25 protein-coding genes are annotated in these 26,143 nt (G+C 72.5%); 6 read left to right on the top strand and 19 right to left on the bottom strand.

What is annotated here, in order from left to right; all coding sequences use genetic code 11:
* The first annotated feature begins 9 nt into the window (after positions 1-9).
* Positions 10-672, top strand: coding sequence for an endonuclease NucS (gene nucS, locus KBZ10_RS05760; protein WP_030545719.1), 663 nt, complete (start codon positions 10-12; stop codon positions 670-672).
* Between the two features lie 432 nt (positions 673-1,104).
* On the opposite strand, the gene KBZ10_RS05755 is transcribed toward nucS, so the two are convergent.
* Entirely contained in the window at positions 1,105-3,855 is a 2,751-nt protein-coding gene (locus KBZ10_RS05755) for an ATP-binding protein (protein WP_210986378.1), read from the bottom strand.
* Between the two features lie 407 nt (positions 3,856-4,262).
* Positions 4,263-4,586: an STAS domain-containing protein gene (locus KBZ10_RS05750; RefSeq protein WP_019709988.1), complete on the bottom strand. Its 324-nt coding sequence runs from the start codon at positions 4,584-4,586 to the stop codon at positions 4,263-4,265.
* A 659-nt stretch (positions 4,587-5,245) separates the two neighbouring features.
* Between KBZ10_RS05750 and KBZ10_RS05745 the strand changes: the two genes are divergently transcribed.
* The 5 genes from KBZ10_RS05745 (at position 5,246) to KBZ10_RS05725 (ending at position 9,846) form a co-directional block, all read left to right on the top strand.
* On the top strand, positions 5,246-5,818 hold the full coding sequence (locus KBZ10_RS05745) for a cob(I)yrinic acid a,c-diamide adenosyltransferase (protein WP_210986377.1): 573 nt from the start codon (positions 5,246-5,248) through the stop codon (positions 5,816-5,818).
* A gap of 262 nt (positions 5,819-6,080) precedes the next feature.
* Positions 6,081-6,284 carry a DUF5708 family protein gene (locus tag KBZ10_RS05740; RefSeq protein ID WP_210986376.1) on the top strand — a complete coding sequence of 68 codons (204 nt, stop codon included), beginning with the start codon at positions 6,081-6,083 and terminating at the stop codon, positions 6,282-6,284.
* Between the two features lie 110 nt (positions 6,285-6,394).
* Positions 6,395-7,645, top strand: a complete 1,251-nt coding sequence (locus tag KBZ10_RS05735) for a sensor histidine kinase (protein WP_210986375.1) — start codon at positions 6,395-6,397, stop codon at positions 7,643-7,645.
* A gap of 7 nt (positions 7,646-7,652) precedes the next feature.
* Complete coding sequence (locus KBZ10_RS05730) at positions 7,653-8,330, top strand: response regulator transcription factor (RefSeq protein ID WP_210986374.1); 678 nt, start codon at positions 7,653-7,655, stop codon at positions 8,328-8,330.
* Positions 8,331-8,553: 223 nt separating this feature from the next.
* Positions 8,554-9,846, top strand: a complete 1,293-nt coding sequence (locus KBZ10_RS05725; RefSeq protein ID WP_247701827.1) for a glycoside hydrolase family 18 protein — start codon at positions 8,554-8,556, stop codon at positions 9,844-9,846.
* A 259-nt stretch (positions 9,847-10,105) separates the two neighbouring features.
* Here KBZ10_RS05725 and KBZ10_RS05720 read toward each other — a convergent pair whose 3' ends face one another.
* The 17 genes from KBZ10_RS05720 to KBZ10_RS05640 form a co-directional block, all read right to left on the bottom strand.
* Positions 10,106-10,555, bottom strand: a complete 450-nt coding sequence (locus tag KBZ10_RS05720; protein WP_210986373.1) for a DUF2550 domain-containing protein — start codon at positions 10,553-10,555, stop codon at positions 10,106-10,108.
* Between the two features lie 125 nt (positions 10,556-10,680).
* Positions 10,681-11,058 carry a F0F1 ATP synthase subunit epsilon gene (locus KBZ10_RS05715; protein WP_210986372.1) on the bottom strand — a complete coding sequence of 126 codons (378 nt, stop codon included), beginning with the start codon at positions 11,056-11,058 and terminating at the stop codon, positions 10,681-10,683.
* A gap of 132 nt (positions 11,059-11,190) precedes the next feature.
* The gene (atpD, locus tag KBZ10_RS05710; RefSeq protein ID WP_210986371.1) at positions 11,191-12,645 is read right to left on the bottom strand and encodes a F0F1 ATP synthase subunit beta; all 1,455 of its coding nucleotides are present in this window, start codon (positions 12,643-12,645) and stop codon (positions 11,191-11,193) included.
* Between the two features lie 5 nt (positions 12,646-12,650).
* Entirely contained in the window at positions 12,651-13,568 is a 918-nt protein-coding gene (locus tag KBZ10_RS05705) for a F0F1 ATP synthase subunit gamma (RefSeq protein ID WP_210986370.1), read from the bottom strand.
* Between the two features lie 2 nt (positions 13,569-13,570).
* On the bottom strand, positions 13,571-15,142 hold the full coding sequence (gene atpA, locus KBZ10_RS05700) for a F0F1 ATP synthase subunit alpha (RefSeq protein ID WP_210986369.1): 1,572 nt from the start codon (positions 15,140-15,142) through the stop codon (positions 13,571-13,573).
* A 131-nt stretch (positions 15,143-15,273) separates the two neighbouring features.
* Positions 15,274-16,089, bottom strand: a complete 816-nt coding sequence (locus KBZ10_RS05695; RefSeq protein ID WP_210986368.1) for a F0F1 ATP synthase subunit delta — start codon at positions 16,087-16,089, stop codon at positions 15,274-15,276.
* Positions 16,086-16,643, bottom strand: coding sequence for a F0F1 ATP synthase subunit B (locus KBZ10_RS05690; RefSeq protein ID WP_210986367.1), 558 nt, complete (start codon positions 16,641-16,643; stop codon positions 16,086-16,088). The genes KBZ10_RS05695 and KBZ10_RS05690 overlap by 4 nt, the downstream gene beginning before the upstream one ends.
* 41 nt (positions 16,644-16,684) lie before the next feature.
* On the bottom strand, positions 16,685-16,909 hold the full coding sequence (atpE, locus tag KBZ10_RS05685) for an ATP synthase F0 subunit C (protein ID WP_030545783.1): 225 nt from the start codon (positions 16,907-16,909) through the stop codon (positions 16,685-16,687).
* 70 nt (positions 16,910-16,979) lie between these two features.
* Positions 16,980-17,801 carry a F0F1 ATP synthase subunit A gene (gene atpB / locus KBZ10_RS05680; protein ID WP_210986366.1) on the bottom strand — a complete coding sequence of 274 codons (822 nt, stop codon included), beginning with the start codon at positions 17,799-17,801 and terminating at the stop codon, positions 16,980-16,982.
* 264 nt (positions 17,802-18,065) lie between these two features.
* A complete protein-coding gene (locus KBZ10_RS05675) occupies positions 18,066-18,503 on the bottom strand; it encodes a hypothetical protein (protein WP_210986365.1) in 438 nt (145 codons plus the stop codon).
* A 312-nt stretch (positions 18,504-18,815) separates the two neighbouring features.
* The gene (locus tag KBZ10_RS05670) at positions 18,816-20,216 is read right to left on the bottom strand and encodes an MraY family glycosyltransferase (protein WP_210986364.1); all 1,401 of its coding nucleotides are present in this window, start codon (positions 20,214-20,216) and stop codon (positions 18,816-18,818) included.
* A gap of 470 nt (positions 20,217-20,686) precedes the next feature.
* A complete protein-coding gene (locus KBZ10_RS05665) occupies positions 20,687-21,400 on the bottom strand; it encodes a protein-tyrosine-phosphatase (protein WP_247701826.1) in 714 nt (237 codons plus the stop codon).
* Positions 21,397-22,044: an L-threonylcarbamoyladenylate synthase gene (locus tag KBZ10_RS05660; RefSeq protein ID WP_210986363.1), complete on the bottom strand. Its 648-nt coding sequence runs from the start codon at positions 22,042-22,044 to the stop codon at positions 21,397-21,399. The genes KBZ10_RS05665 and KBZ10_RS05660 overlap by 4 nt, the downstream gene beginning before the upstream one ends.
* Before the next feature lie 103 nt (positions 22,045-22,147).
* Entirely contained in the window at positions 22,148-22,987 is an 840-nt protein-coding gene (gene prmC / locus KBZ10_RS05655; RefSeq protein WP_210986447.1) for a peptide chain release factor N(5)-glutamine methyltransferase, read from the bottom strand.
* 139 nt (positions 22,988-23,126) lie between these two features.
* A complete protein-coding gene (prfA, locus tag KBZ10_RS05650; RefSeq protein ID WP_210986362.1) occupies positions 23,127-24,206 on the bottom strand; it encodes a peptide chain release factor 1 in 1,080 nt (359 codons plus the stop codon).
* 145 nt (positions 24,207-24,351) lie between these two features.
* A complete protein-coding gene (rpmE, locus tag KBZ10_RS05645) occupies positions 24,352-24,576 on the bottom strand; it encodes a 50S ribosomal protein L31 (RefSeq protein ID WP_210986361.1) in 225 nt (74 codons plus the stop codon).
* Positions 24,577-24,776: 200 nt separating this feature from the next.
* Positions 24,777-25,889, bottom strand: coding sequence for an LCP family protein (locus KBZ10_RS05640; protein WP_210986360.1), 1,113 nt, complete (start codon positions 25,887-25,889; stop codon positions 24,777-24,779).
* Positions 25,890-26,143: the final 254 nt, after the last annotated feature.

Raw genomic sequence — 26,143 nt, 5'->3', positions numbered from 1 at the left:
CGTGCGGCCATGCGTCTCGTCATCGCCCGCTGCTCCGTGGACTACGCGGGCCGGCTCACCGCCCGTCTGCCCTCCGCGCCCCGGCTGATCCTGGTCAAGGCGGACGGCAGTGTCTCCGTCCACGCCGACGACCGGGCCTACAAACCTCTCAACTGGATGTCTCCGCCCTGCACCCTCAAGGAGGGTGACGACGACGTGTGGACGGTGGTGAACAAGGCGGGCGAGAAGCTCATCATCACCATGGAGGAGATCCTCCACGACTCGTCCCATGAGCTGGGGGTTGACCCGGGTCTGATCAAGGATGGCGTAGAGGCGCACCTCCAGGAACTCCTCGCCGACAGGATCGAGACACTGGGCGAAGGCTATGCGCTGATTCGGCGTGAATACCCCACTGCCATCGGACCGGTGGACATCCTCTGCCGGGACGCCGAGGGCGCGACCGTCGCGGTGGAGATCAAGCGGCGCGGCGAGATAGACGGTGTCGAACAGCTCACCCGGTATCTGGAGCTCCTCAACCGCGATCCGCATCTGGCACCGGTGCGGGGCATCTTCGCGGCGCAGGAGATCAAGCCCCAGGCCCGGGTGCTCGCCACCGACCGCGGCATCGGCTGCACCGTACTCGACTACGACGCCCTGCGCGGCATCGAGGACGACAAGCTCCGGCTCTTCTGAGCCCGCCGCTCCGCGGCTCCCGCAGCCGGGAAACCGCGCTCCGCTCGGGACGTGAAGCGCGGAGACCGCCCGCCCCGCGCCGCACCGGCGGAGAACCGCCCCGTTCCGCGGGGCGGTGGCCGCGCCGGAGCCGAGCGGAACGGGCGTAACCGGCCGGAGCCCGTACCGGGGCCCGGACCCGCCGCCGATTCAGCCGCCACCGACGGCTTGGACAGGTCCATCCGCTCATCCGGACACGTCCGGCCGGGTCCGCCGCACGGCCGGTCCGCCCCACACGACCGGAGCACGGTGAACTCGCCCCGCCCCCGGCACAACGGGCCCGCCCCGCGCACTCGGCCCGGGCGCCGGCGCGACCCCGCAACCGGACTCAACCCGCACGACCGGGCACAGCCCGGCCGGCCAGCCGGAACCGCCCTGCCCGGCCCGACCGGCTCAGATGACGGGAAGCTCCTCGCCGGAGCCGCTCCCGTCGGCCGACGGCGGTGTCGACGCCGACGCGGACTGCGACGCCGAGGCCGTGCCGCTGCCGACCGGGGAGACGGGGGCGGGCTCGCCGGCCGTGTTGGTGGTGCCGCCGCTCGTGCTGGGTCCCGGGCTCGCCGGCGACTCCTCCGGACTCTCCTCCGGCGGCTCCTCGGGGGTGCTCTCTTCCGTCGACGGCGTCGGGGACGGCTTCTTGGTGGGGGTCGTGGTCCCCGAGCCGCCCGAGGAGCCGCCCGAACCGCCGGAGGAGCCGCCGGAGCCCGTCGACCGGGAGGCGCTGGGACTGCCGCTCCCCGTGGAGCCGCTCTCGCCGGAAGCGCTCGGGGCGGGGCTCTCGGGGGCCGACGGGTCCGGTCCGGCCCGGCCGCTCTCCACGGGCCGGGGACTCCGGGTGGAGTCCTTCACCGGCGCCTCGGCGGGCAGGCCGCCACCGCCCTCGTCCTCGTTGGCGGACTGCTCGGAGATGACCCGGTCCGGCGGGCCCTCCTCGCCCCCGGAAGTGGCGCCGAGGGTCACCACGGTGCCCAGCACCGCGGTGAGCAGGGCTCCGGCGCTGACGGCGGCGATATTGCGCCGGGCACCCTGGAGGACGGCCGGCATCCGGCCCGTTCCGCGGCCGGTGGGCTTGCCGCGGCCGGGCCCGGGGCCGGCCGCGGTCGCGGATCCGGTCCCGGCCGCCGCGCTCATGCCCGTGGCCACGCCCACCGGCGCGGGCGTCACCGCCGTGGCGCCGGTGTCCGCCCGGCCGCCGGCGAAGGCACCGAAGGCGGTGGTGACGGCGGTCGGCGGGGTGGTGGGTTCCTCGGCCTGCCCGGCGTGCGCGGGGAGCCCCTCGCCCGGTATCGCACCGCCCGCCGCGTGGTCGAAGCCGCCCGCCTTGTCCTCGACGAGGGCGAGGGCCCGGCGGCCCGCGACGGCGCCGCGCCGGTCCGCGAGGACGCCGCGCAGCGCGATGGACGCCTCCAGCTCGGCGCGGGCCCGGTCGAGCTTGCCGGTGCAGAGCGCGAGGACGCCCAACTCATGGTGGAAGTACGCCTCTTCGGCGACCTCTCCGGAGATCCTGGCGGCCTCCTGCCCGTGCCGCAGGGCGCGCTCCCAGGCGCTCCAGTTCAGCGCGGCGGCCAGCACGGGGGCGACGGTGCGGGCCAGCCGGACGGCGGTGCTGGGATGGCCGGGCTCCTCGCCGGAGACGAGGACGGCCATCACCGCGAGCACGGCCTCGGCCTCCGCGGCGGCCCGCTCGGGGACGACGGACGGGTGGCCGGCCCACCAGGCGTAGTGCCGGCCGGCGAGGTGGGCACGGTCCGCGGCCCCCTCGCCGTAACCGGCCGACTCCAGCTGGGTGGCGACGCCTGCCGCGAGGCGGTGGTGCCCGCCGGCCGGGGTGACGAGGCCGCAGGCGAGGAGTTCGCCGAGCGCGGCGTCGGCATGGCTGTCGCCGGTGAGGGCCGGGAGATGGGCGTGGTGGGGGCAGTCGCCGCTGAGGGCGAGGGCCAGCCGCAGCGTCTCGCGGGCGGACTCGCTCAGCCGGGAGGCGAGCAGGGCGGCGGGGGCGGCGGCCTCGGCGAGGGTGGGCAGCAGTACGGGGGTGCCGGCCACCGCCTCCGTGCCCTCCGGGCCGCTGAGGGTGTCCACGGCGGGCGGCCGGTCCTCGGGGGCCGCGGTGCGCGGTGCGTTCGCCGGGCCGGTGTCGCCGGGGGCGTCCTGGCCCGCGAAGGCGTCCGGGTCGGCGCGCAGGGCGTCCCGCTGTCTCAGCAGGGCACCGGCCTGGACGAAGCGGAGCGGCAGGCCCTCGGACTCGAACCACAGGTCCCCGGCCCAGGCCGCCTCGTCGTCGGTCAGCGGGCGGTCCACGACGTGCTGGAGGAGTTCGGTGCAGGCGCCACGGCTGAGGCCGGAGAGGTGCACCTCTTCCACATGGGTGTCCGCGGGCGGGGCGGCCACGTCGGGAGTGGCGGAGAAGAGGAAGGCGCACTCGGGGGTGGCGTCGAGGAGTTCGCCGAGCGCGGAGCCGCCGAATTCGAGGTCGTCCAGCACGACGACGGCGCCGACGCGGCGGACGTGGCCGAGCAGTTCCTCGCGCCCGGGCCGGTGCCCGGGGGCGTCGTAGACCGTACCGAAGAGGTCGTACAGCAGGTCGCAGGAGGTGCGGCGGTGGCCGGAGAGCCGGACCACGCCGTGCGGGGCCAGGTCGGCGCACTCCTCGGCCACGGCGTCCAGCAGGGCGGTGCGGCCGGAGCCGGAGGGGCCGGTGACGCGGACGGACCGGCCGCGGGCCAGGAGGCCGCGGAGCCGTATCCGCTCCTCGGCGCGCTCCAGCAGCGGAGCGGCGGACGTGGCGGGCACGGCCGGATGTGCGGGGACGGGCGGCGGGGCGGTGCGCTCGCGGCGGGCGCGTTCCGCCTGGGTGCGGAGGGCGGGGGCGGCGGGCCGTGCGGCCGGCGGGCAGGCCTCGACCTCGCTGCCGTCGAGCGGGTTGACCGTCAGCAGATACTCGCCGGCCACCAGGGTGGTGGTGCGGACGGGCGCGGGCGCGGAGCCGGCGACCAGCTCGGAGCGGGCGCCCTTGATCGGGACGAGCAACGCCGCGTCGCGCTCCCGGAGTTCGGGGAGCGCGGGCGTGCCGTCGGCGTGGTGCCGTGCGCCCGGAGGGTCGTCGTGGTGGCCGTGCTCGTCCGGCCCACGGTGGTTCGGGTCCATGGTGAAGCCCCCAGATACGTCGCGTGCCGATGCTCTCCCGGCCGGTCACTCCCCCGGCGGCGGCCGGGGGGTGCCCCCAGCCGTCGCGTGGTCCGGGGGGCGTCGCGGAGTGTGGGATGCCGCGCGTCCCGCACTTTAGACGGTCGTACGCGGTCCGGGAAACAGGGGAACGGCCTGCGAACGCGAACGTCATGTGTTTGTGAGGTTGACCGGCAGTCGCACTGGTCACGGCGCTGTGCGCGGGGCTGCTCCGGCACGGCGGCGGTGCGGGGGTTCACGGAGCGGGAATCCGGCGCGCGGGACGGGCGGCGGCGCGGACGAGAGGGGACGGTGCGGCGCCGGGTGCGACCGGGGCGATCACGGAACCGGGCCCTCCGGGGGGCCGGGACCCGGACCGGGGTGGGCGCTCAGACCCGGGGCAGGGCCTCGGCGGCGAGGCCGCCCTCGATGGCGAGAATGCGGTGCAGCCGGGTGGCGACGAGGACCCGCTGCAGCTGCGGCGGCACCCCGCGCAGGACGAGCCGTCGTCCGGCCCGGCCGGCCCGGCGGTGGACTCCCATGATCACGCCGAGCCCGGTGGCGTCCCAGGAGTCGAGTTCACTGAGGTCGAGCATCAGATCGCCGTGGCCGGAATCCACCGCCGTATGCAGGGCCGCGCGGGCGTCCGCCGCGCTGCGCACGTCGAGGCGGCCGCCGACGACCAGCTCGGCATGGTCGCCCCTGATATGCATATGCGCTCCCGGTAAGTGCTGCGGTGGCCTGGTCGGAATGGCCCGGTCAAGATCTACAGAACTGACTACCTCTCAGGCAGCATAGTTGCCATCTGTAAGCGAACCGATACGGATTTCACCCGAGTGGGGGATCCGAGAGTGCGCTGCCACCGCGAAAGGTGTAGTAGCACTGCGGAGTTTCCGCCGCCGGGGTCACCGCCGCCGACCCCGCGGCGCGGGCGCGGCGGGATGACGGAGTTTCCGTACCGGCTTCCCGCACCGGCCGCCGTACATGCCTGCGGCGGGGTGTGACCTCGCACACCGGCCACGGGCCGCGGGAAGCCCGCCCCGGCGGAGCCGGCGGACCGCCGGACCGCGAGAGCCGTGCGCACCGCGACCGGTCCGCCACCCGTCCGCGGGCGCGGCGACGGCGGGATGTCCTGCCACTGACCCCGCCTCCCCACGCTGTGCCGGTCCGTGCCGGCACGCCGGCCGGCGGGAGCCGCGACATCTCCCACGCCGGACCCTAGCGGCCTCCGGAGCCCCCTCGAAAGGCCAAGAGACGCGCATCACGTCTCACATGACGGACTTCACACCTCGGCCCGCGCCGCCCCGCAGGCCGTCCGTGACCGCCCTCCCGCCCGGCGACCCGGGTACGGCAACGGCATTAGGCTCGGGCCATGGTCAACCTCACCCGTATCTACACCCGTACCGGCGACACCGGCACCACCGCCCTGGGCGACATGAGCCGCACCGCGAAGACCGATCTGCGGATCGCCGCGTACGCCGACACCAACGAGGCCAATGCCGTGATCGGCACCGCCATCGCCCTGGGCTCGCTGCCGGAGGAGGTCGTGCGGGTCCTGGTCCGGGTCCAGAACGACCTCTTCGACGTGGGCGCCGACCTCGCGACCCCGGTGGCCGAGAACCCCGAGCACCCGCCACTGCGCGTGGAGCAGGGCTACGTCGACAAGCTGGAGGCGGACTGCGACCGCTTCCTGGAGCAGCTCGACAAGCTGCGCAGCTTCATCCTGCCCGGAGGCACCCCCGGGGCCGCGCTGCTCCACCAGGCGACCACGGTGGTGCGGCGGGCCGAGCGCTCCACCTGGGCCGCGCTCGAAGTGCACGGCGAGATCATGAACGCCCTGACGGCGACCTACCTCAACCGCCTCTCCGATCTGCTGTTCATCCTGGCCCGGGTGGCCAACAAGGAGGTCGGGGACGTGCTGTGGGTGCCGGGCGGGGAGCGCTGAGGCAGCCGCTCTCCGCGGCCGGCGCCGGACCGCCGGCCCCGTCACCCCGGCCCGGGCACCGGGCGGACCCGTGCTTCCGCCACCGTCCGGCCCGCCCGCACCGGCCCCGGCCCCGGCCCCGGCCCCGGCCCCGGCTGCATCGAACGATGTAGCCGGGCTCCTCCGGCGGGCGGACGATCCCCGCCCGCACCGCTCCTAGTCTGGGAACAGGCACCGGACGGCGGACGTCACGGGCGGTCAAACCGGAGGAGAGCGGTCGACGATGGCTTCATCCACGAAGAACCTGGCCGAGGGCGCCGTCACGTTCACCGTGGGACTCGCCCTGTGGCTGTTCACCGGAGACGTGGAGATCCCGGTGTTCACCCTGACCAAGGTGGGAGTGGTGCTGATGGCCGTGGGCGGAGCGCTGCTGCTCACCGGCCTCTTCCAGTCCGCCACCCGGTCGCGCCCTCTGAGGCACCGCTGAGGAAGCGTCACCGAGCCCCGCGAGGCACCACCGAGCCTCGCGGGCCCGGGGGCGTCCCGCGGCCCCGCGGCCCCCGCATCCCGCACCCGGCCCCATGCTGTGATGGGTTCATGCCGTCCGCCGTCCCCCTCCCGCGCCGCGATGACGCTCTGATGGCCGCAGGCGGCCTTCTCGGCGGGCTCCTGCTGTGGCACTTCGACCTGCGCACCACGGTCCCGCACGGCGCCGACCCCGGTCTTCTGCCACTCGCTCCGCTGGCCGTGATGTGCGGTGCCGTGCTGCTGCGCCGCACCGGCCGGCCGTGGACCCTGCTGGTCGCGGTCGGCGCGCTCGTCGCCGACCAGCTGATCGGCTCCCTGCTGGCGACCGTCCTGATGTTCACCGATGTCGTCTACGCCAGTGTGCTGTACGGGCGCCCCGCCATGGCCCGCCGTGTGCCCGCCCTGAGCACGGTGGCCACGGTGGGCGTGACCCTCTCGGCGCTGGCCGCCCGCCCGGAACCGGAGTCACTGCTCGTCGGCGTGGTCTGCGCGCTCATCACCGTCGTCCCGGCCTGGAGCGGTCTCACGGTGCGCGAGCACCGGGAGACCGCCAGGGCGGAGCGGCTCCGCGCCGAACAGACGGCGCTGCTCTCCGAGATGGACCGCCGGGAGGCAGTGGCCGCCGAACGCGGCCGCATGGCACGGGAGTTGCACGACCTGGTGGCCAATCGCCTCTCCGCGATCGCCCTCCACTCCACCGCCGCGCTGTCCCTGGGCGACCGCGAGTCCGCCGGGGAATCCCTCCGGGTCATCCGCGAGAACAGCGTGCAGGGCCTGGCGGAGATGCGCGGGCTGATCGGCCTGCTGCGCACCGGGGAGGGCGAGGACGCCGGACTGCTCGCCGCCCCACGGCTCGACGGCCTCGGTGCCCTGCTGGAGCAGACCCGTGCGAACGGGGCCGGGACCGGACTGGAGTTCGTCCTGGAGGACACCCGCACACCCGGGCCGCGGCTGCCGGCCCCCGTCGAGATGGCGGCGTACCGGATCGTGCAGGAGTCGCTGACGAACACGCTCAAGCACGCCTCGCCCGGCACCGTGACCGTGACGCTGGCGCTGGAGGACGGCGGTCCGCTGACCGTGGAGGTCCGCAGCCCCTGCGCCGGCGGCGGCCGGCCGCTCGCGCCCGGCGCCGGCGCGGGCCTGGTGGGCATGGAGGAGCGGGTGGCCCTGCTGGGCGGCACCTTCGAGGCCGGTCCCGTCGACGGGCCCGCGGGCACGGGCGCGGCCCCGGACACGGAGGAGCGCACCGGGACGGGCCCCGGCCGGGCGCGGACATGGCAGGTGCGGGCGGCACTGCCCGCCGATGTGCGGGGAGCGTGATGCCGTGATGCCGGAGCCCGCCGGGCGGCCCGTCCGGGTGCTGGTGGCCGAGGACCAGTCCGCCGTCCGGGGAGGGCTGGTGCTCATCCTGCGCTCCTCCCCCGGCATCGAGGTCGCCGGCGAGGCCGCGGACGGCGAGGAAGCCGTGCGCCTGGCCCGGGAACTCCGCCCGGACGTGGTGCTCATGGACATCCGGATGCCACGACTGGACGGCGTCTCGGCGACCGGGACGATCACCGCCGAGGGGCTGGCGGACGTCCTCGTCCTGACCACCTTCGACCTGGACGAGTACGTCTTCGGCGCCCTGCGCGCGGGCGCGGCCGGCTTCCTGCTCAAGGACAGCGAGGCGGCGGAGCTGGTGACGGCGGTACGGACCGTGGCCCGTGGCGAGGGGCTGATCGCCCCCGCCGTGACCCGCCGCCTGATCGCCGAGTTCGCCTCGTCCCGCCCGGACCGCCGAAGCGGAGCGGACGATCCCGAGGTGTTGCGGAGCCTGACACCGCGCGAGCGGGAGGTGCTGGGCTGTCTCGGCGAGGGCCTGTCCAACGCGGACATCGCCCGGCGGCTGCGGATGGCGGAGGCCACGGTGAAGACCCATGTGAGCCGGCTGCTGGGCAAGCTGGACCTGCGAAGCCGCGTCCAAGCAGCCATGCTGGCAAAGGAGTTGGGCGTAGGGGGACCGTGACATCCGGAAGCCGGGGAATGCCGCGCGCTCCCGGTACGCGGGCGGCGGGCACCTTTCCCGGAAACGGCGGGCGACTGGTCCAGACCTCTTGACCAGAGGTACAGACCTTTCTAGTCTCCTCAGCAATGCGAAGGCCACATCCCTCCCGCCCGGCGCGGGCGGAGGGGCGTGCCGTCGGGCGGCCGCAGGTTCCACCCCCCTACGGATCGACTGAGGAGCAGCCTTGCGCCCAGGAACCTCCCCCCTCATCCCCCGACGCCCCCGCGGACCCCGCCGGGCCGCCGCGGCCCTCATCGCCCTCCTGCTCTCCCTCACCGCCCTCGTTCCCGCGGCCCAGGCGGCCCAGACGGCCCGGACGGCCCCGGACCGGAGCCGGGTCGCCGCCACCGGCCCCGCTGCCGCGGCATCCCCCGTCAAGCTGGGCTACTTCACCAACTGGGCCGGCTACGGCCGGAACCACCACCTCAAGGACCTGGTCACCTCCGGTACCGCCGCGAAGCTGACCCACATCAACTACGCCTTCGGCAACGTCACCGGCGGACGATGCGTCATCGGTGACGCCTACGCCGATCACGACCGCGCGTACACCGCCGAGCAGAGCGTCGACGGCCGCGCCGACACCTGGGACCAGCCGCTGCGCGGCAACTTCAACCAGCTGCGCAAGCTCAAGCAGCGCTACCCGCACCTCAAGGTGCTGTGGTCCTTCGGCGGCTGGACCTGGTCCGGCGGCTTCACCGAGGCGGCCGCCGATCCGCAGCGCTTCGCCCGCTCCTGCCGCCAGCTCGTCGAGGACCCCCGCTGGGCGGACGTCTTCGACGGCATCGACCTGGACTGGGAGTACCCCAACGCCTGCGGGCTGCGGTGCGACAGCAGCGGCCCGCAGGCCTTCGCGGCGATGATGCGGGCCATGCGCGCCGAGTTCGGAAACGACCTGGTGACCGCCGCCATCACCGCCGACGCCTCCCCGGGAGGCAAGCTCGACGCCACCGACTACGCCGCCGCCGCGCCCCACTCCGACTGGTACAACGTGATGACGTACGACTTCTTCGGCGCCTGGGACGGTGACGGCCCGACCGCCCCGCACTCCCCGCTCACCTCCTACCCGGGCATCCCCGCGGCGGGCTTCACCGCCGACGCGGCCGTCCGGAAACTCACGGAGCAGGGCGTCCCCGCCGGAAAACTGCTGCTCGGCATCGGCTTCTACGGCCGCGGCTGGACGGGCGTCACGCAGAGCGAGCCGGGTGGCACCGCGAGCGGCCCGGCGCCGGCCACCTACGAATCCGGCATCGAGGACTACAAGGTGCTCAAGACGGCGTGCCCGGTCACCGGCACCGTCGCGGGTACCGCCTACGCCCACTGCGGCAACCAGTGGTGGAGCTACGACACCCCCGGAACCATCGCCGGAAAGATGGCCTACGCCAAACAGCGCGGTCTCGGCGGGGCGTTCTTCTGGGAGACCAGCGGCGACACCGCCGACGGCGAGCTGATCACCGCCATCGACCGCGGCCTGCGGTAGGTACGCGGACGCGGGGCCGGACCGCCCCGCACCCCGGCGACCGGGGAGACGCCGCCGCCCACCGTCTCCCCGGTTCTCCCGCGCGAACGGAGCGGGGCTCCCGGACCAGTCGGCCCGGGAGCCCCGCTCTCATGCCACGTTCACCGTCGCCCGGGCTCCGCCCGGGGGCACCCCCAACCAACGAGCACCTTTGATCAGGCCACATTGACCCTCCCCCGGGCTCCGCCCGGGGGCACCCCCAACCAACGAGCACCTTTGATCAGGCCACATTGACTCGTTGGCCCGGGGGGGCGGCTTCGAGCCAGGCGAGGAAGCCGGTCAGGGCGTCCTCGCTCATCGCCAGTTCCAGCCGGGTGCCGCGGTGCGAGCAGGCGAGGACGACGGAATCGGAGAGCAGGGCCAGCTCCTCCTCGCCCTGCGGGGTGCGGCGCGCCAGCACCTCGATCGCGGAGCGCTCCAGCACCCGGCGTGGCCGGGGCGCGTAGGAGAACACCCGGAACCACTCGATCCGGTCACCGCTGTAGCGGGCGACTCCGTAGATCCACCCCTTGCCGCTCGGCTCGGGCTCCCCCAGGGCCACGTCCCAGCGCAGGCTGCAGTCGAAGGTGCCGCCGGACCGCTGGATCAGTCTGCGCCGCAGACCGAAGACGAAGAGCCCCAACAGCACCAGCGCGACGACCGAGCCGCTCAGCACAAGAGCGAGGACCATCTCCACCGACCTCCTCGCCTCACGTACCCGACCAGTATGACGTCATGTACCGCAACAGCCGCGGACTGCCCCGGAGGTTCCCGGAGCGGTCCGCGGCTGTGCTCATCGTGCGTGTCGTGACCGTCTCAGCGCTTGCTGGCGGCCGCGACGAGCCGGATCTCGGCGCGCCGCTCGGCGGCGGCGTCGGCTTCCGACTTGGCTCGTTCCAGGGCCCGCTCGGCCCGGGCGACGTCGATCTCCTCGGCCAGCTCCGCGATCTCCGCGAGCAGCGACAGCTTGTTGTCGGCGAAGGAGATGAAACCGCCGTGGACGGCGGCGAGCACCGTGCCTCCGTCGGTCGTACGGATGGTCACCGGGCCGGTCTCCAGCACACCGAGCAGCGGCTGGTGGCCGGGCATGACGCCGATGTCACCCGATGTGGTGCGTGCGACGACCAGGGTGGCCTCGCCGGACCAGACACTGCGGTCCGCGGCGACCAGCTCGACGTGCAGCTCAGCAGCCAACGTGGCTCCTCGGGTCTCCACCTGCCGTGACAGGTGTCCAGAAAGTCTGGGGGTGGGGATGTCCGGGCTTCACAGAATAACGGGCGTGGATCCGGGGGCGGGACGGGCCCGCCCCCGGACGCCGGACGGGGGTCAGGAGACGCCCAGCTCCTTGGCCTTGGCCTTCAGGTCGTCCAGGCCACCGCACATGAAGAACGCCTGCTCGGGGAAGTGGTCGTACTCGCCGTCGGCGATCGCGTTGAACGCGGCGATCGACTCGTCCAGCGGCACGTCCGATCCGTCGAGACCGGTGAACTGCTTCGCCGCGTGGGTGTTCTGCGACAGGAAGCGCTCGATGCGGCGGGCACGGTGGACGACCAGCTTGTCCTCCTCGCCGAGCTCGTCGATACCGAGAATGGCGATGATGTCCTGGAGGTCCTTGTACTTCTGCAGGATCCCCTTGACGCGGGAGGCGCAGTCGTAGTGCTCCTGCGAGATGTACCGCGGGTCCAGGATGCGGGACGTCGAGTCCAGCGGGTCCACCGCCGGGTAGATGCCCTTCTCCGAGATCGGCCGGGAGAGGACCGTCGTCGCGTCGAGGTGCGCGAAGGTCGTCGCCGGGGCCGGGTCGGTCAGGTCGTCCGCGGGCACGTAGATCGCCTGCATCGAGGTGATCGAGTGGCCGCGGGTCGAGGTGATGCGCTCCTGGAGGAGGCCCATCTCGTCCGCGAGGTTCGGCTGGTAGCCCACCGCGGAGGGCATCCGGCCGAGCAGCGTGGAGACCTCGGAACCGGCCTGGGTGAAGCGGAAGATGTTGTCGATGAAGAACAGCACGTCCTGCTTCTGCACATCGCGGAAGTACTCCGCCATGGTCAGACCGGCCAGCGCGACCCGGAGACGGGTGCCCGGGGGCTCGTCCATCTGGCCGAAGACGAGGGCGGTCTGCGGGAGCACGCCGGACTCGGCCATCTCCTCGATCAGGTCGTTGCCCTCACGGGTGCGCTCGCCGACACCGGCGAACACGGAAACGCCCTCGTGCAGCTTGGCCACACGCATGATCATTTCCTGGATGAGCACGGTCTTGCCGACGCCGGCGCCGCCGAACAGACCGATCTTGCCGCCCTTGACGTACGGGGTCAGCAGGTCGACGACCTTCAGGCCGGTCTCGAACATCTCGGTCTTGGACTCGAGCTGGTCGAAGTCGGGGGCCTTGCGGTGGATGGGCCAGCGCTCGGTGACCTCGGACTCGGCCTCCGGCTCGTTCAGGATCTCGCCGAGGGTGTTGAACACCCGGCCCTTGGTGACGTCGCCGACCGGGACGGTGATGCCCTGGCCGGTGTCCGTCACGGGGGCCCGGCGGACGAGGCCGTCCGTGGGCTGCATGGAGATGGCGCGGATCAGGCCCTCACCCAGGTGCTGGGCGACTTCGAGGGTCAGCGTCTTGGTGGCGCCTTCCTCGGCCGGGTCCGCGACCTCGACGGTCAGGGCGTTGTAGATCTCCGGCATCGCGTCGACGGGGAACTCCACGTCGACGACCGGGCCGATGACCCGTGCGACGCGGCCGGCGGCCACGCCGACCGGAGCGGTCGGCTCAACAGTGGTGGTCATAGTTGTCAGTCACTCCCCGCGTTCGCGTCGGCCAGGGCGCCAGCGCCACCGACGATCTCGCTGATTTCCTGGGTGATGTCGGCCTGGCGGGCCGCGTTCGCAAGCCGCGTCAGCGACTTGATGAGCTCTTCGGCGTTGTCGGTGGCCGACTTCATCGCACGGCGGCGGGCGGCGTGCTCGGAGGCGGCCGACTGCAGCAGGGCGTTGAAGATGCGGCTCTCGACGTACCGCGGCAGCAGGGCGTCGAGGACCTCCTCGGCGGACGGCTCGAAGTCGAACAGCGGAAGGATCTCCGCCTTCGTCCCCTGCTCCGCCGCGCCCGCCTCGGCGAGGCTGAGCGGAAGGAGCCGCTTCTCGACCGGCGACTGCGTCATCATCGACACGAACTCCGTGAAGACGATGTGCAGTTCGTCCACGCCGCCCTCGGCGGTGTCCTGGACGGCCGCCTCGATCAGCGGGGCCGCGACGGCCTTGGCGTCCGCGTACGACGGGCTGTCGGTGAAGCCGGTCCACGAGTCCGCGAGCTTCCGCTCCCGGAACGTGTAGTAGGCCACGCCCTTACGGCCGACGACGTACTGGACGACCTCCTTGCCCTCCGCGACGAGCTTCTCCCGGAGCGCCTCCGCCGCCTTGATGGCGTTGGAGGAGTAGCCGCCGGCCAGTCCGCGGTCGCTCGTGACGAGCAGGACCGCGGCCCGGACGGGACGCTCGGCCTCGGTGGTCAGCGGGTGCTGGGTGTTGGAGCCGGTGGCCACCGCCGCCACCGCGCGGGTGAGCTCCCGCGCGTACGGCGAAGAGGCCTCCACCTGGCGCTGGGCCTTGATGATGCGCGAGGCCGCGATCATCTCCATCGCCTTGGTGATCTTCTTCGTCGCGGTGACCGACTTGATACGGCGCTTGTAGACCCGGATCTGGGCGCCCATGCTCAGCCCTCACCCAGCAGCTTGCCGTCCGAGGTCTCGAACTGCCGCTTGAAGGAGGCGATGGCGTCGGCGAGCGCCTGCAGGGTGTCGTCCGACATCTTGCCGCCCTCGCGGATGCTCGTCATCAGGCCCTTGTGCTCGCGGTGCAGGTAGTCCAGCAGCTCGCTCTCGAAGCGGCGGATGTCCTCGACCGGCACGTCGTCCATCTTGCCGGTGGTGCCGGCCCAGATGGAGACGACCTGGTTCTCCGTGGAGAACGGCGCGTACTGGCCCTGCTTCAGCAGCTCCACCATGCGCTTGCCGCGCTCCAGCGAGGCCTTGGAGGCCGCGTCCAGGTCGGAACCGAAGGCGGCGAACGCCTCCAGCTCGCGGAACTGGGCAAGGTCCACGCGAAGCCGGCCGGAGACCTGCTTCATGGCCTTGTGCTGGGCGGAGCCACCGACACGGGAGACCGAGATACCGACGTTCAGCGCCGGCCGCTGGCCCGCGTTGAACAGGTCGGACTCCAGGAAGCACTGGCCGTCGGTGATGGAGATGACGTTGGTCGGGATGAACGCCGAGACGTCGTTCGCCTTGGTCTCGACGATCGGGAGGCCCGTCATCGAGCCCTTGCCCATGTCGTCGGAGAGCTTGGCGCAGCGCTCCAGCAGCCGGGAGTGCAGGTAGAAGACGTCACCCGGGTAGGCCTCACGGCCCGGCGGGCGGCGCAGCAGCAGGGAGACGGCGCGGTAGGCGTCGGCCTGCTTGGACAGGTCGTCGAAGACGATCAGGACGTGCTTGCCCTGGTACATCCAGTGCTGCCCGATGGCCGAGCCGGTGTACGGGGCGAGGTACTTGAAGCCGGCCGGGTCGGACGCCGGGGCCGCGACGATCGTCGTGTACTCCAGGGCACCGGCCTCCTCCAGCGCGCCGCGCACGGACGCGATGGTGGAGCCCTTCTGGCCGACGGCGACGTAGATGCAGCGGACCTGCTTGTCCGGGTCGCCCGAGCGCCAGTTGTCGCGCTGGTTGATGATCGTGTCGACGGCCAGCGCGGTCTTGCCGGTCTGGCGGTCGCCGATGATCAGCTGACGCTGGCCGCGGCCGATCGGGGTCATGGCGTCGACGGCCTTGAGGCCGGTCTCCATCGGCTCGTGGACCGATTTCCGCATCATGACGCCGGGGGCCTGCAGCTCGAGGGCGCGGCGGCCCTCGGTCTCGATCTCGCCGAGGCCGTCGATCGGGTTGCCCAGCGGGTCGACGACGCGGCCGAGGTAGCCCTCGCCGACCGCGACGGAGAGCACCTCACCGGTGCGCTGCACCGGCTGGCCCTCTTCGATGCCGCTGAACTCGCCGAGCACGATCGCGCCGATCTCGCGCTCTTCCAGGTTGAGGGCGAGACCGAGGGTGCCGTCCTCGAACCTGAGCAGCTCGTTCGCCATGGCCGAGGGCAGACCCTCGACCTTCGCGATGCCGTCGCCGGCAACGCTTACCGTACCGACCTCCTCGCGCGAGGCCGCGTCCGGCTTGTACGCCTGGACAAAGTTCTCCAGCGCGTCCCGGATCTCCTCCGGCCGGATCGTGAGCTCCGCCATCTGGGTTCCCTGCTCTCCTTGTTGGGCCCGAAGTCTTTGGGGGTCTGGGGTTGTGCCCCCAGAGGACTCTGCACGGCCCAACCCGGGCCGCTGCCATGCTTGTTGAGTTGGTGGCTGTCTCAGCGTCCGGCTCAGCCGGCCATCCGCCGGGACACCTCGTCGAGGCGGTCGGCGATGGTGCCGTTGATGACCTCGTCGCCGATGCGCACCTGGATCCCGCCGAGGACCGCGGGGTCCACATCGAGGTTCAGATGCATCTGCCGGCCGTACAGCCGGGCCAGCCCGTCGCCGAGGCGCCGCTTCTGCTCGTCGCTGAGCGGCACCGCCGAGGTGACGACCGCGACCAGCCGGTCACGGCGGTCCGCGGCCAGCTTGGACAGCGCGTCCAGCCCACCGTCCAGGCTACGTCCCCGCGGATGGGTCACGAGTCGCACCACGAGCCGCTCGGTGACCGGGTTGGCCCGGCCTCCCAGCAGCCGGCGGAGCAGCTCGGCCTTGGCCCGGGGCTCGGTGCCCCGCTCGGCGAGCGCGGCGCGCAGCTCGGGGCTGGAGGCGACGATCCGGCCGAACCGGAACAGCTCGTCCTCCACGTCGTCCAGCACGCCGGACCGCTGCGCGGCGATGAGCTCGGCGGTGCTCGCCAGCTCCTCGATCGCGTCCACCAGGTCGCGCGAGCGCGACCAGCGGGAGCGGACCATGCCGGTGACGAGGTCGGCGGTCTCGCCGCCGACCTGGCCCGCCAGCAGGCGCCCGGCCAGCTCGGCCTTGGCCTCGCCGGCCTGCGCCGGGTCGGTGAGGACCCGGCGCAGCGACACCTCGCGGTCGAGCAGGCCCGTGACGGCGGCCAGCTCCTCGGCGAGCTTCGCCGCGTCCACGGACGTGTTGTCCGTGAGCGCGTCGAGACGCTCGCGTGCGGCAGCCAGTGCCTCGCGGCTCGCTCCGTTCATCGGCCGGCCTCGGCCTTCGTCGCCGCCTTGCTCTCCAGCTCGTCGAGGAAGCGGTCGATGACGCGGCTCTGCCGGGCGTGGTCCTCCAGGGACTCCCCGACGAGCTTGCCGGCCAGGGTCGTGGCGAGCGTGCCCACGTCCTGGCGCAGCGACTGCGCGGCCTGCTTGCGGTCGGCCTCGATCTGGGCGTGGCCGGCGGCGATGATCTCCTCACGCTGCCCCTGCCCTTCCGCGCGCATCTCGGCGATGAGCGCGGCGCCCTGCTCCTGGGCCTCCTGGCGCAGCCGCGCCGCCTCGTGCCGGGCCTCGGCGAGCTGGGCCTTGTACTGCTCCAGCACGTCCTGCGCCTCGGTCTGGGCCGCCTCGGCCTTCTCGATGCCGCCTTCGATGGCCTCGCGGCGCTCTTCCAGGACCTTGTTGATGGTCGGGAGGAGCTTCTTGGCGAGGAAGCCGAAGACGATGGCGAACGCGATCAGGCCGATGACGAGCTCTGGGATCGGCGGGATCAGAGGATTCTGAGGCTCCTCCGCCGCCAGGTGAACCAGAACGTTCACATCATTGCCTTTCGTCGAATGGGTGTCGTCGCAGTTCGTTCTTAGTAAACGAACGGCATGACGAGGCCGATGAGGGCCAGCGCCTCACAGAACGCGAAGCCGAGGATCTGGTTGGCGCGGATGAGACCGGCCGCCTCGGGCTGGCGGGCGAGGGCCTGGGTGCCGTTACCGAAGATGATGCCGACGCCGACGCCGGGGCCGATGGCCGCCAGGCCGTAGCCGACGGAGCTGAGGGAACCTTCGACGGCAGCAAGGGTCTGGGACATGCCAGTTCTTCCTTCTCTTTCACGGACCGGTGGGGGTTGGCCACCGGACGTCTGGGGGTTCTGGGAACGCTCAGTGGTGCTCGGCGAGAGCGCCCTGAACGTAGGTGCAGGCCAGCAGGACGAAGACGTATGCCTGAACGGCCTGGATGAAGAGCTCGAAGACGGTCATCACGAGGACCATGACGAACGAGACGCCGGCGTAGGCGATGCCGATCCCGTTCAGCAGGTACCAGCTGGCGATGGTGAAGAGCACCAGCAGGGTGTGACCGGCGAACATGTTGGCGAAGAGCCGCACCGCGTGGGTGAAGGGGCGGACCAGCAGGTTCGAGAAGAACTCGATGGTCATCGCCAGCGGCAGCACGGCGCCCAGCGACTTGTCGTAGCCGGTGACGTTCTTGAAGAAGCCGACGAAGCCGTGCTTCTTGAAGGTCAGCGAGACCCAGAGGATGTAGACGATCGCCGCCAGGGCGGCCGGGTACGCGATGATCGAGGTCACCGGGAACTGGGCCAGCGGGATGATGGACCAGAGGTTCATGATCCATACGAAGAAGAACAGCGAGACCATGAGCGGGACGTACTTCTCGCCGTCCTTCTTGCCCATCGTCTGGTAGACGATGCCGTTGCGGACGAAGTCCAGGCCCGCCTCACCGATCATCTGAAGCTTGCCGGGCACGACCTTCGGCTTCGCGAACGCCATCCAGAAGAAGCCGACGACCACAATGGTGCTGAGCAGCGCCAGCAGCATCGGCTTGTTGAAGTAGAAGTCGGAGTGCCTGTCTCCGACGATCGGCTCGAAGATGAACGACCACAGGCTGGGGGCCGGGAAGCCGCACCCGGAGAAGATGTGGCAATCGGTCTCGAACGCGAGCACCGTTGTCGGGTCAGCACTCACCGCGAGCTCCTTCAGCGTGGCGCATAGGTACGGCAACCTCGTTGTGTCGGCGCGGCACGGAGCCGCGGTTCGGCACTGGACTGGTGTTACGGGTTTGGGGGCGGCCGGCCGGCGCGGAGCCGTGTGGCCGACGGGGCGTCAGCCGCGGGGGCCGCCGGCTCCGTCCCGTGGAATCCGGGAGCCCGGCCGGCCGCTCGCGCTGTGCCGCAGTTGGAACCGGACGATAGCAGGCCCGCTTACGCGTTCTTGACGCGCCCCCGGTCGTCATGCGGCCGACCCCCGGGCGCCGGGCTCGCTCTGCCCGGTCTGCTCGGGATCGACGTAGAGGATCTTGGCCTTCGTGTGTGCGCGGGCCTGCGCCGCCACCCAGACGAGGGTGGCCGCCACCAGCGAGGCCGCGAAGGACTTGTGGTCGAACAGCGTGGTGTTCTTGAAGGCGGCCACGAAGACGAAGAGCAGAAGCAGCTGGGTGGTGTAGAGCATCAGGCCCATGGCCTGGAACAGCTGCGGGTACTTGCGCCCCGTGTTCTGGAGCACGGTGAGGCCGATCCCCATGAAGAGGATCACCACGGCCGTGCCGAAGACCGCGCCGAGGGCGCCCTTGCCACCGGCGAACGCCGCGGCCGCGGCGACGGCGATCACACCGGCGGCAGCGGTGGGCCCTGCCGTCTGCAGGAGCATTCGGGCGTCGTTCGACTGCATGGCGGGCAGCTCCGTGGAGTGGGGGTCGAGAGGTCGTCGAGGACGAGCGTAAGACCCGGTTGAGGTGCCACCTCCCGGCCGGCGGCCCGTCGCGCTGGGCTCACCGACCCTGTTCCCGGGTCTCGTGAACGGTATCACAAACTATTTGATGAGGTCTTTACTCACTTGGTGTGCCGACTGTCACACGGACGGGCTAACCCGCAGGTCATCGGGGTGCACCCGAATGGATCCCCCGCCGGGAAAAATCTCACGGCCGGGCAAAGCCGGTGCCGGCGGCGCCCGCCGCCGCCGGACATCTCCGGAACGCCGGATTCAGCCCCGGCTGCCGGCCTTGCTGCGCTGCGGCACGCGGTGACCGCCACGGGCGCCGACGGCCGTCGCGCCGTTGGCCCGCGCCACCGTACCCGACCGTCCGGCACCGGTCCGCTCCGTACCGGCCTCCTCCGCACCGGCCTCCTCCGCACCGGCCCCCTCCGTGCCCGCCGCATCGGCCGCCGGGGACGGCGCCGGCCCGGCCGTCTCCCCCGGCTCCGGCCGGCGGCCCCCGCTGCGGTAGCGGGGCGGCACGACGGCCTGCGCCCAGCGCGGCACCCGGGGGGTGAAGCGGGGCAGCAGCAGGATGAAGAGGCCCACGGCGCTGAGCATGGCCAGGGCCAGCACCACCCACACACTGGCGGAGTTGACCGAGTAGGCGACCGCGGAGAAGCCGATCAGGGCCGACCAGAAGTACATGATCAGGACGGCGCGGCTGTGCGAGTGGCCGATCTCCAGCAGCCGGTGGTGGAGGTGGCCCCGGTCGGCCGCGAACGGCGACTGGCCGTTCCAGGTGCGCCGCACGACGGCCAGCACCAGGTCGGCCACCGGCACCGCGATGATGCTCAGCGGCAGCAGCACCACGGGGATGTAGACGGGCACCGTCGACTTGACGGCCTCCTTCTCGGAGCCGGTGGCCGCCTGGAGCAGGTCGGGGTCCACCTGGCCGGTGATGGAGATGGCGCCGGCCGCCAGCACCAGGCCGATCAGCATCGATCCGGAGTCGCCCATGAAGATCCGTGCGGGGTGCATGTTGTGCGGCAGGAAGCCCAGGGCCATGCCCATGAGGATGACGGCGAAGAGCGTCGCGGGGGCGGCGGCCTCGACGCCGTAGCCGTACCACATGCGGTACGCGTACATGAAGAACGCCGCGGCGGCGATGCACACCATGCCGGAGGCCAGACCGTCGAGGCCGTCCACGAAGTTCACCGCGTTGATGGTGATGACGACGAGCGCCACGGTCAGCAGCGTGCCCTGCATGGGCGTGAGGGCCACCGAGCCGACGCCCGGCACCGGGATCCACAGGATGGTGAGACCCTGCCAGACCATCACGCCGGCGGCGATCATCTGGCCGCCCAGCTTGATCAGCGCGTCCACGCCCCACTTGTCGTCGAGCACACCCAGCAGCCAGATCAGGGCGGCGCCGGCCAGCAGCGCCCGCGGCTCACTGGAGAGCTCGAACATCTCGCCGATGTTCGACATCTGCGAGGCCACCAGCAGTCCCGCGCAGAGACCGCCGAACATGGCGATCCCGCCCAGCCGCGGCGTCGGCTCGCGGTGGACGTCGCGCTCGCGGATCTCCGGCATCGCACCGGCCGCGATCGCGAACTTCCGCACCGGCCCGGTCAGCAGGTAGGTGACCGCGGCGGTGACGCAGAGCGTCAGCAGGTATTCACGCACGAACTGCCCCAGGGGTCTCGCCGGCCATCTAGGCCCCACAGCCTATGCCGCCGTACGGCGGCCGCGTGCACAAGCCTCCGGTACGAGGCCCTGTACTGCGCGTTTCTCACGGCCTCTTCACAAGGACGGGCACCGCGCCGGTGCACCGGAGGGCCTGGCGGCCCCGCGCCGGGGACCCGGCCCCGGGAGCGCCGTCCCCGGTGAGACGTACGCCGGTCACGAATGGTTCCCGGCCGTACGCCTGCCCGCCGGGGGCGCGGGCACGCCGGCCGGGCGCGGCCCGGGGCCCCCGGGCGGGGACGGACCGGTGTGCTCCCGGCCACCCCGGCACGGAAGGGGGCGCACGGAAGGGGGCGCACGAGAACACGAGCGGACGGGCTCTACGCGCGTCACCCCATCGCCCGGTGCCGCGGTGTCCCGGAGGAGAGGATGCCGTGGTGGTGCCGTCGGCCGTGGCAGCGGACGGCGGGCTACGGCCGGGGCGCGGGGACGCCCGTGAGGGCGGTGAGCATCGGGTCGAGGGCCTGCTGGATCTCCTCGCCGATGGAGCGGAAGAAGGTGATCGGCGCGCCGTACGGGTCGTGCACCTCGTCGGCCTCGGCGCTGGGCGCCAGCAGCCAGCCGCGCAGCGCCGCCGCGGCGCGCACCAGGACACGGGCCCGGTCGACGACGGCGCCGTCGGGCGCGGGGTCGGGGAGGGTCGCCGGGTCTATGGCCCGGACCAGCCGGGTGAACTCCTTGAGCGTGAAGGTGCGCAGGCCCGCCGAGTGCCCCATGGAGATCACCTGGGCCCGGTGGTCACGGGTCGCGGTGAGGACGAGGTCGGCGCGGATGACGTGCTCGTCGAGGAGCTCCCGGCCGGTGAAACCGCTGGGATCCGCGCCGAGGTCGGTGAGGACGGTGGCCGCGTGTGCCTCCATGGGGGCGCCCTCGTGGCCCCAGGTGCCGGCGCTCTCCACGACGATGCCGCAGGGGCCGCCGAGCCGGTGGGCGAGGGCATACCGGGTCAGCCGCTCGGTGATGGGCGAGCGGCAGACGTTGCCGGTGCTGACGTGGAGGATGCGGAAGACGCCGGGGTCACCCCCTCCGTCGGGTCCGGAGAAGGCACCCGGCCGTGGCCCCGGGAGACCGCCCGCGCGGCCCGGGGGGCCGTCCGCTATGCCCCATCCGTGGGGCGCCGTCAATTCGCCACCTCGAGGTCGGGTACCACCTCGCGGAGCTGGTCCGCGGAGAGCGCGCCCTCGCGCAGCAGCACCGGCACCTTGCCGGTGACGTCCACGATGGAGGAGGCCACGGCCGCCGGGGTCGGGCCGCCGTCCAGGTAGACGGAGACGGAGTCGCCGAGCATCTCCTCCGCGGCGTCGCAGGTCTGCGGCGAGGGGTGGCCGGTCAGGTTGGCGCTGGAGACGGCCATCGGGCCGACCTCGGTCAGCAGCTCGATCGCGACCGGGTGCAGCGGCATGCGGATGGCGACGGTGCCGCGGGTGTCCCCCAGGTTCCACTGGAGCGAGGGCTGGTGCCGGGCGACGAGGGTGAGCGCGCCCGGCCAGAAGGCGTCGACGAGCTCCCAGGCGAGCTCGGAGAAGTCGGTGACCAGGCCGTGCAGGGTGTTCGGGGAGCCGACGAGCACGGGCGAGGGCATGTTGCGGCCCCGGCCCTTGGCCTCCAGGAGATCGCCGACGGCCTCGGGGCTGAACGCGTCCGCGCCGATCCCGTAGACGGTGTCGGTGGGGAGGACGACGAGCTCACCGCGGCGGACGGCGGACGCGGCCTCGCGCAGGCCGGTCTTGCGGTCGGTCGCGTCGGTGCAGTCGTATCGCCGTGCCATTAACGGGCCTCCCTCGGCCGGAGCGCTGTCCGCTCGCTGGGGTCAGTGTGATGGGTGCGGCCGGTGTCGCCGTCGCTCGTGCCGGAAACGGTCGCCGTGGCGCTCATGGCATGGCCCGGCGGGCCGTGGCGAACCGCGGCCGGTTGTTGAGGTCGGGGTGGTCGGCCGCGTCGGCCCAGCCCCGCTCCTCGGTGAAGATCCACGGCACCTGGCCGCCCTGGGTGTCGGCGTGTTCGACGACGACGACGCCACCGGGGCGGAGCAGCCGGTGCGCGGTGCGCTCGATGCCGCGGATGGTGTCGAGGCCGTCCTCGCCGGAGAACAACGCCATTTCGGGGTCGTGGTCACGCGCCTCGGGGGCCACGTACTCCCACTCGGTGAGCGGGATGTACGGCGGGTTGGAGACGACGAGGTCCACCTGGCCGTCGAGCTCGGGGAGGGCGTCGAAGGCGTTCCCCTGGTGCAGGGTCACCCTGGACCCCTCGACGTTCTTGCGGGCCCAGCGGAGCGCGCCCTCGTCCAGCTCCACGGCGTGCACCCGGGAGCGCGGCACCTCCTGCGCGAGGGCCAGCGCGATGGCGCCGGAACCGGAGCAGAGATCGACGATCAGGGGTTCGGCCACGTCCATGGCCCGGACGGCGTCTATGGCCCAGCCGACGACCGACTCGGTCTCCGGGCGGGGTACGAACACCCCCGGCCCGACCTGGAGTTCCAGATAGCGGAAGAAGGCGCGGCCGGTGATGTGCTGGAGCGGTTCGCGGGCCTCGCGGCGGGCGACGGCCTCCCAGTAGCGGGCGTCGAAGTCGGCGTCGGCGACGGTGTGCAGCTCGCTCCGCTTGACGCCGTGCACATAGGCGGCGAGTTCCTCGGCGTCGAAGCGCGGTGAGGGCACACCGGCGTCGGCCAGCCGCTGGGTGGCCTGGGCCACCTCGGCGAGCAGCAGCGGCCGGGGGCGCGCGGGGCGCCCGCCGGCAGCGGGCGGGTACGGGGGTCGTCCCCCGGATGAGGGCGGCACGCTGTTCCTCCAGCCGGTCCGGCGGTGCGGGCTTCGGTGAGTCCTGCGGGTGGGCGGACTACCGGGTCTACTGGGCGGCGGCCAGTTTGGCCGCCGAGTCGGCGTCCACGCAGGCCTGGATGACCGGGTCCAGGTCGCCGTCGAGCACCTGGTCCAGGTTGTACGCCTTGAAGCCGACGCGGTGGTCGGAGATGCGGTTCTCCGGGTAGTTGTAGGTACGGATCCGCTCGGAGCGGTCGACGGTGCGGACCTGGCTGCGCCGGGCGTCCGACGCCTCCCGCTCCGCCTCCTCCTGCGCGGCGGCCAGCAGCCGGGAACGGAGGATGCGCAGCGCCTGCTCCTTGTTCTGGAGCTGGCTCTTCTCGTTCTGGCAGGAGACGACGATGCCGGTGGGCAGGTGGGTGATGCGCACGGCGGAGTCGGTGGTGTTGACGGACTGGCCGCCGGGGCCGGAGGAGCGGTAGACGTCGATCCGCAGGTCGTTGGGGCCGATCTCCACCTCGACCTCCTCGGCCTCGGGCGTGACGAGCACACCGGCGGCGGAGGTGTGGATACGGCCCTGCGACTCGGTGGCCGGGACCCGCTGCACGCGGTGCACCCCGCCCTCGTACTTCAGCCGCGCCCAGACGCCCTGGCCGGGCTCGGTGGCGCCGTTCCCGCCCTTGGTCTTCACCGCGACCTGGACGTCCTTGTAGCCGCCGAGGTCGGACTCGTTGGCCTCCAGGATCTCCGTCTTCCAGCCGGCGCGCTCGGCGTAGCGCAGATACATCCGCAGCAGGTCGCCGGCGAACAGGGCCGACTCCTCGCCGCCCTCGCCCGCCTTGACCTCCAGGATCACGTCCTTGTCGTCGCTGGGGTCGCGGGGGACGAGCAGCAGCCGCAGCCGCTCGGTGAGTTCCTCGCGCCGGATCTCCAGTTCCTTGACCTCGTCCGCGAAGTCGGGGTCGTCCAGCGCCAGTTCGCGCGCCGCCTCGATGTCGTCGCCGGTGCTCTTCCAGGAGCGGTACGCGGTGATGACCGGCGTCAGCTCGGCGTAGCGCTTGCCCAGCCGGGTCGCCTCGCGCTGGTCGGCGTGGACCGTGGGGTCGGCGAGCCGTTTCTCGAGATCGGCGTGCTCGCCGATCAGTTCTTCGACCGCCTCGAACATCGGGATTCGTTTCCTCGGAAAGTGGGGTGGGGCGGGCGGGACGCCCGCGGGGTAGCGGATGGCCGTGCGGGCCCGGTGGACGACAAAGCGCCGGTCCGGCCGCCCCTGGCTGGAGGGGCGGCCGGAGTCCGGCGCCGTGGGGTCGCTACTTCTTGGCGGACCCGGCGTTCTTGCCGAAGCGGGCCTCGAAGCGGGCCACGCGGCCACCCGTGTCGAGGATCTTCTGCTTGCCCGTGTAGAACGGGTGGCACTCGGAGCACACGTCGGCACGGATGGTGCCCTCGGTGACGGTGCTGCGCGTGGTGAACGAGGCTCCGCAGGTGCAGCTCACCTGGGTCTCGACGTACTCGGGGTGGATGTCGCGCTTCAAGGGATGCTCCTAGGTTCGGGAGGGCACCGGGTCGTCCGGGCCCCGCCTGTCCGATGGCGGACGAGGTGGGGTAACCGCCCGTACGTGAACCGGGGCCGACGCACCAGTCTGCCAGGACCGGGCGCATCTCCCAAAACCGGGGGCGAGGGCGTTCTATTCCCGGCCCGGCCGCCGCGGCCGGGCCGGCCGGGGCCGTCCGGTCAGGAGCCGCCGAGCACCTCGCCGGAGTCCTTCCGCGCCTGCTCGCCCGCGGATCCCTCGGTGGCGGAGTCCGGGACGGGGCGGTCCCGGCGCAGGGCGTCCCAGACGGTGCGGGTCTTGTCCTTGATCGGCACCACGCGGTTGCCGTCCCGGCGGTCGTACTCCACGGGCAGGGTGATCATGTCCAGGTCCTCGGAGCCGATCTCCCGCATGCTCCGGGAGAAGTCCAGCAGCTTCTTCACCCCGGACAGGCCGGTGTCGGTGGTGAGGGCCTTGGTGGCGGTGTCGGCGACGCCGTAGAGCCTGCCGGGGTCGCTGAAGAGGCCGACCTCGCCGATCTGGTCGAGCAGGGCCTTGAGGAAGGCCTGCTGGAGGTGTATCCGGCCGAGGTCGCTGCCGTTGCCGATGCCGTGCCGGGTGCGGACCAGGCCGAGGGCCTGCTCGCCGTCCAGGACGTGGGTGCCGGGGGGCAGGTCGAGCCGGCTCTTCTCGTCCTCGATCCGCTCCTCGGTGGTGAGTTCCACCCCGCCGAGTTCGTCGACCAGCTTCTTGAAGCCGGTGAAGTCGATCTCCATGTAGTGGTCCATACGGATGCCGGACATGGCCTCGGCGGTCTTGACGGCGCAGGCCGGCCCGCCGATCTTGTAGGACTCGTTGAACATCGCCCGCCGGGCGGGCGGGTGCGAGCCCTCGCCGTCCTTGCGGTCGCAGGCGGGGCGCCGCACCAGGGTGTCCCGGGGAATGCTGACGACGGTGGCCTCGCGGCGACCCTCGTGAATGTGAACGATCATCGCCGTGTCGGAGCGGGAGCCGCTCTCACCGGCGCTGCCGTACTTCTTGTTGGCGCCCTTGCGGGAGTCGGAGCCCAGCACGAGGATGTCCGTCGAGCCGTTGTCGATGTCCTCCGGCCGGTCGGTGCCGAGGGCGGCGTCGATGTCGATGCCCCGGAGATTGCCGTTCAGCTTCGCCCAGACGTAGCCGAGGCCGGCGCCGCCCAGCAGCACGGCTCCGGAGAGCACCCAGGCGGTGATCCTCAGCGTCCGGCGGCGGGTCGCGCCCCGGTCGCCGGCGCCGGATGACCCGCTCTGCCCGTTCGTCGCTTCGTCGGCCATGTGCTCCCCACGTCGTCGTTGTCCGGTTACCCCGTTACGGGGCGGTCAGACCTGGGCCGGTTGCCCGGGTGGGGACGAGCGGAGGGGCGCCGGATCGCCCGGCGGGCCCGGGCGGGGCCGGGGCCGGTTCCGTGCGCGCTCCCCGGGCGCGCCCGCGCCCGCACCGCACCCGCACCGCACCCGCGGCCCGCCCGCCCCTACGCGGCAGGGGGCTCCCCCCGCCGTGGCGGAAGGAGCCCCCTGCCGGTCGCCGT

Origin of the sequence: Streptomyces sp. F63, assembly GCF_018070345.1 — a bacterium.
Lineage (GTDB): Bacteria > Actinomycetota > Actinomycetes > Streptomycetales > Streptomycetaceae > Streptomyces.
This window is presented reverse-complemented; position numbering and strand designations above follow the sequence as displayed.

Bases quoted from the DNA above. Each gene is read 5' to 3' on its own strand.
- nucS (WP_030545719.1), top strand. From the start codon at position 10: ATGCGTCTCGTCATCGCCCGCTGCTCCGTGGACTACGCGGGCCGGCTC.
- KBZ10_RS05755 (WP_210986378.1), bottom strand. From the start codon at position 3,855: ATGGACCCGAACCACCGTGGGCCGGACGAGCACGGCCACCACGACGAC.
- KBZ10_RS05750 (WP_019709988.1), bottom strand. From the start codon at position 4,586: ATGCATATCAGGGGCGACCATGCCGAGCTGGTCGTCGGCGGCCGCCTC.
- KBZ10_RS05745 (WP_210986377.1), top strand. From the start codon at position 5,246: ATGGTCAACCTCACCCGTATCTACACCCGTACCGGCGACACCGGCACC.
- KBZ10_RS05740 (WP_210986376.1), top strand. From the start codon at position 6,081: ATGGCTTCATCCACGAAGAACCTGGCCGAGGGCGCCGTCACGTTCACC.
- KBZ10_RS05735 (WP_210986375.1), top strand. From the start codon at position 6,395: ATGCCGTCCGCCGTCCCCCTCCCGCGCCGCGATGACGCTCTGATGGCC.
- KBZ10_RS05730 (WP_210986374.1), top strand. From the start codon at position 7,653: ATGCCGGAGCCCGCCGGGCGGCCCGTCCGGGTGCTGGTGGCCGAGGAC.
- KBZ10_RS05720 (WP_210986373.1), bottom strand. From the start codon at position 10,555: ATGGTCCTCGCTCTTGTGCTGAGCGGCTCGGTCGTCGCGCTGGTGCTG.
- atpD (WP_210986371.1), bottom strand. From the start codon at position 12,645: ATGACCACCACTGTTGAGCCGACCGCTCCGGTCGGCGTGGCCGCCGGC.
- KBZ10_RS05705 (WP_210986370.1), bottom strand. From the start codon at position 13,568: ATGGGCGCCCAGATCCGGGTCTACAAGCGCCGTATCAAGTCGGTCACC.
- atpA (WP_210986369.1), bottom strand. From the start codon at position 15,142: ATGGCGGAGCTCACGATCCGGCCGGAGGAGATCCGGGACGCGCTGGAG.
- KBZ10_RS05695 (WP_210986368.1), bottom strand. From the start codon at position 16,089: ATGAACGGAGCGAGCCGCGAGGCACTGGCTGCCGCACGCGAGCGTCTC.
- atpE (WP_030545783.1), bottom strand. From the start codon at position 16,909: ATGTCCCAGACCCTTGCTGCCGTCGAAGGTTCCCTCAGCTCCGTCGGC.
- KBZ10_RS05675 (WP_210986365.1), bottom strand. From the start codon at position 18,503: ATGCAGTCGAACGACGCCCGAATGCTCCTGCAGACGGCAGGGCCCACC.
- KBZ10_RS05660 (WP_210986363.1), bottom strand. From the start codon at position 22,044: ATGGCACGGCGATACGACTGCACCGACGCGACCGACCGCAAGACCGGC.
- prfA (WP_210986362.1), bottom strand. From the start codon at position 24,206: ATGTTCGAGGCGGTCGAAGAACTGATCGGCGAGCACGCCGATCTCGAG.
- KBZ10_RS05640 (WP_210986360.1), bottom strand. From the start codon at position 25,889: ATGGCCGACGAAGCGACGAACGGGCAGAGCGGGTCATCCGGCGCCGGC.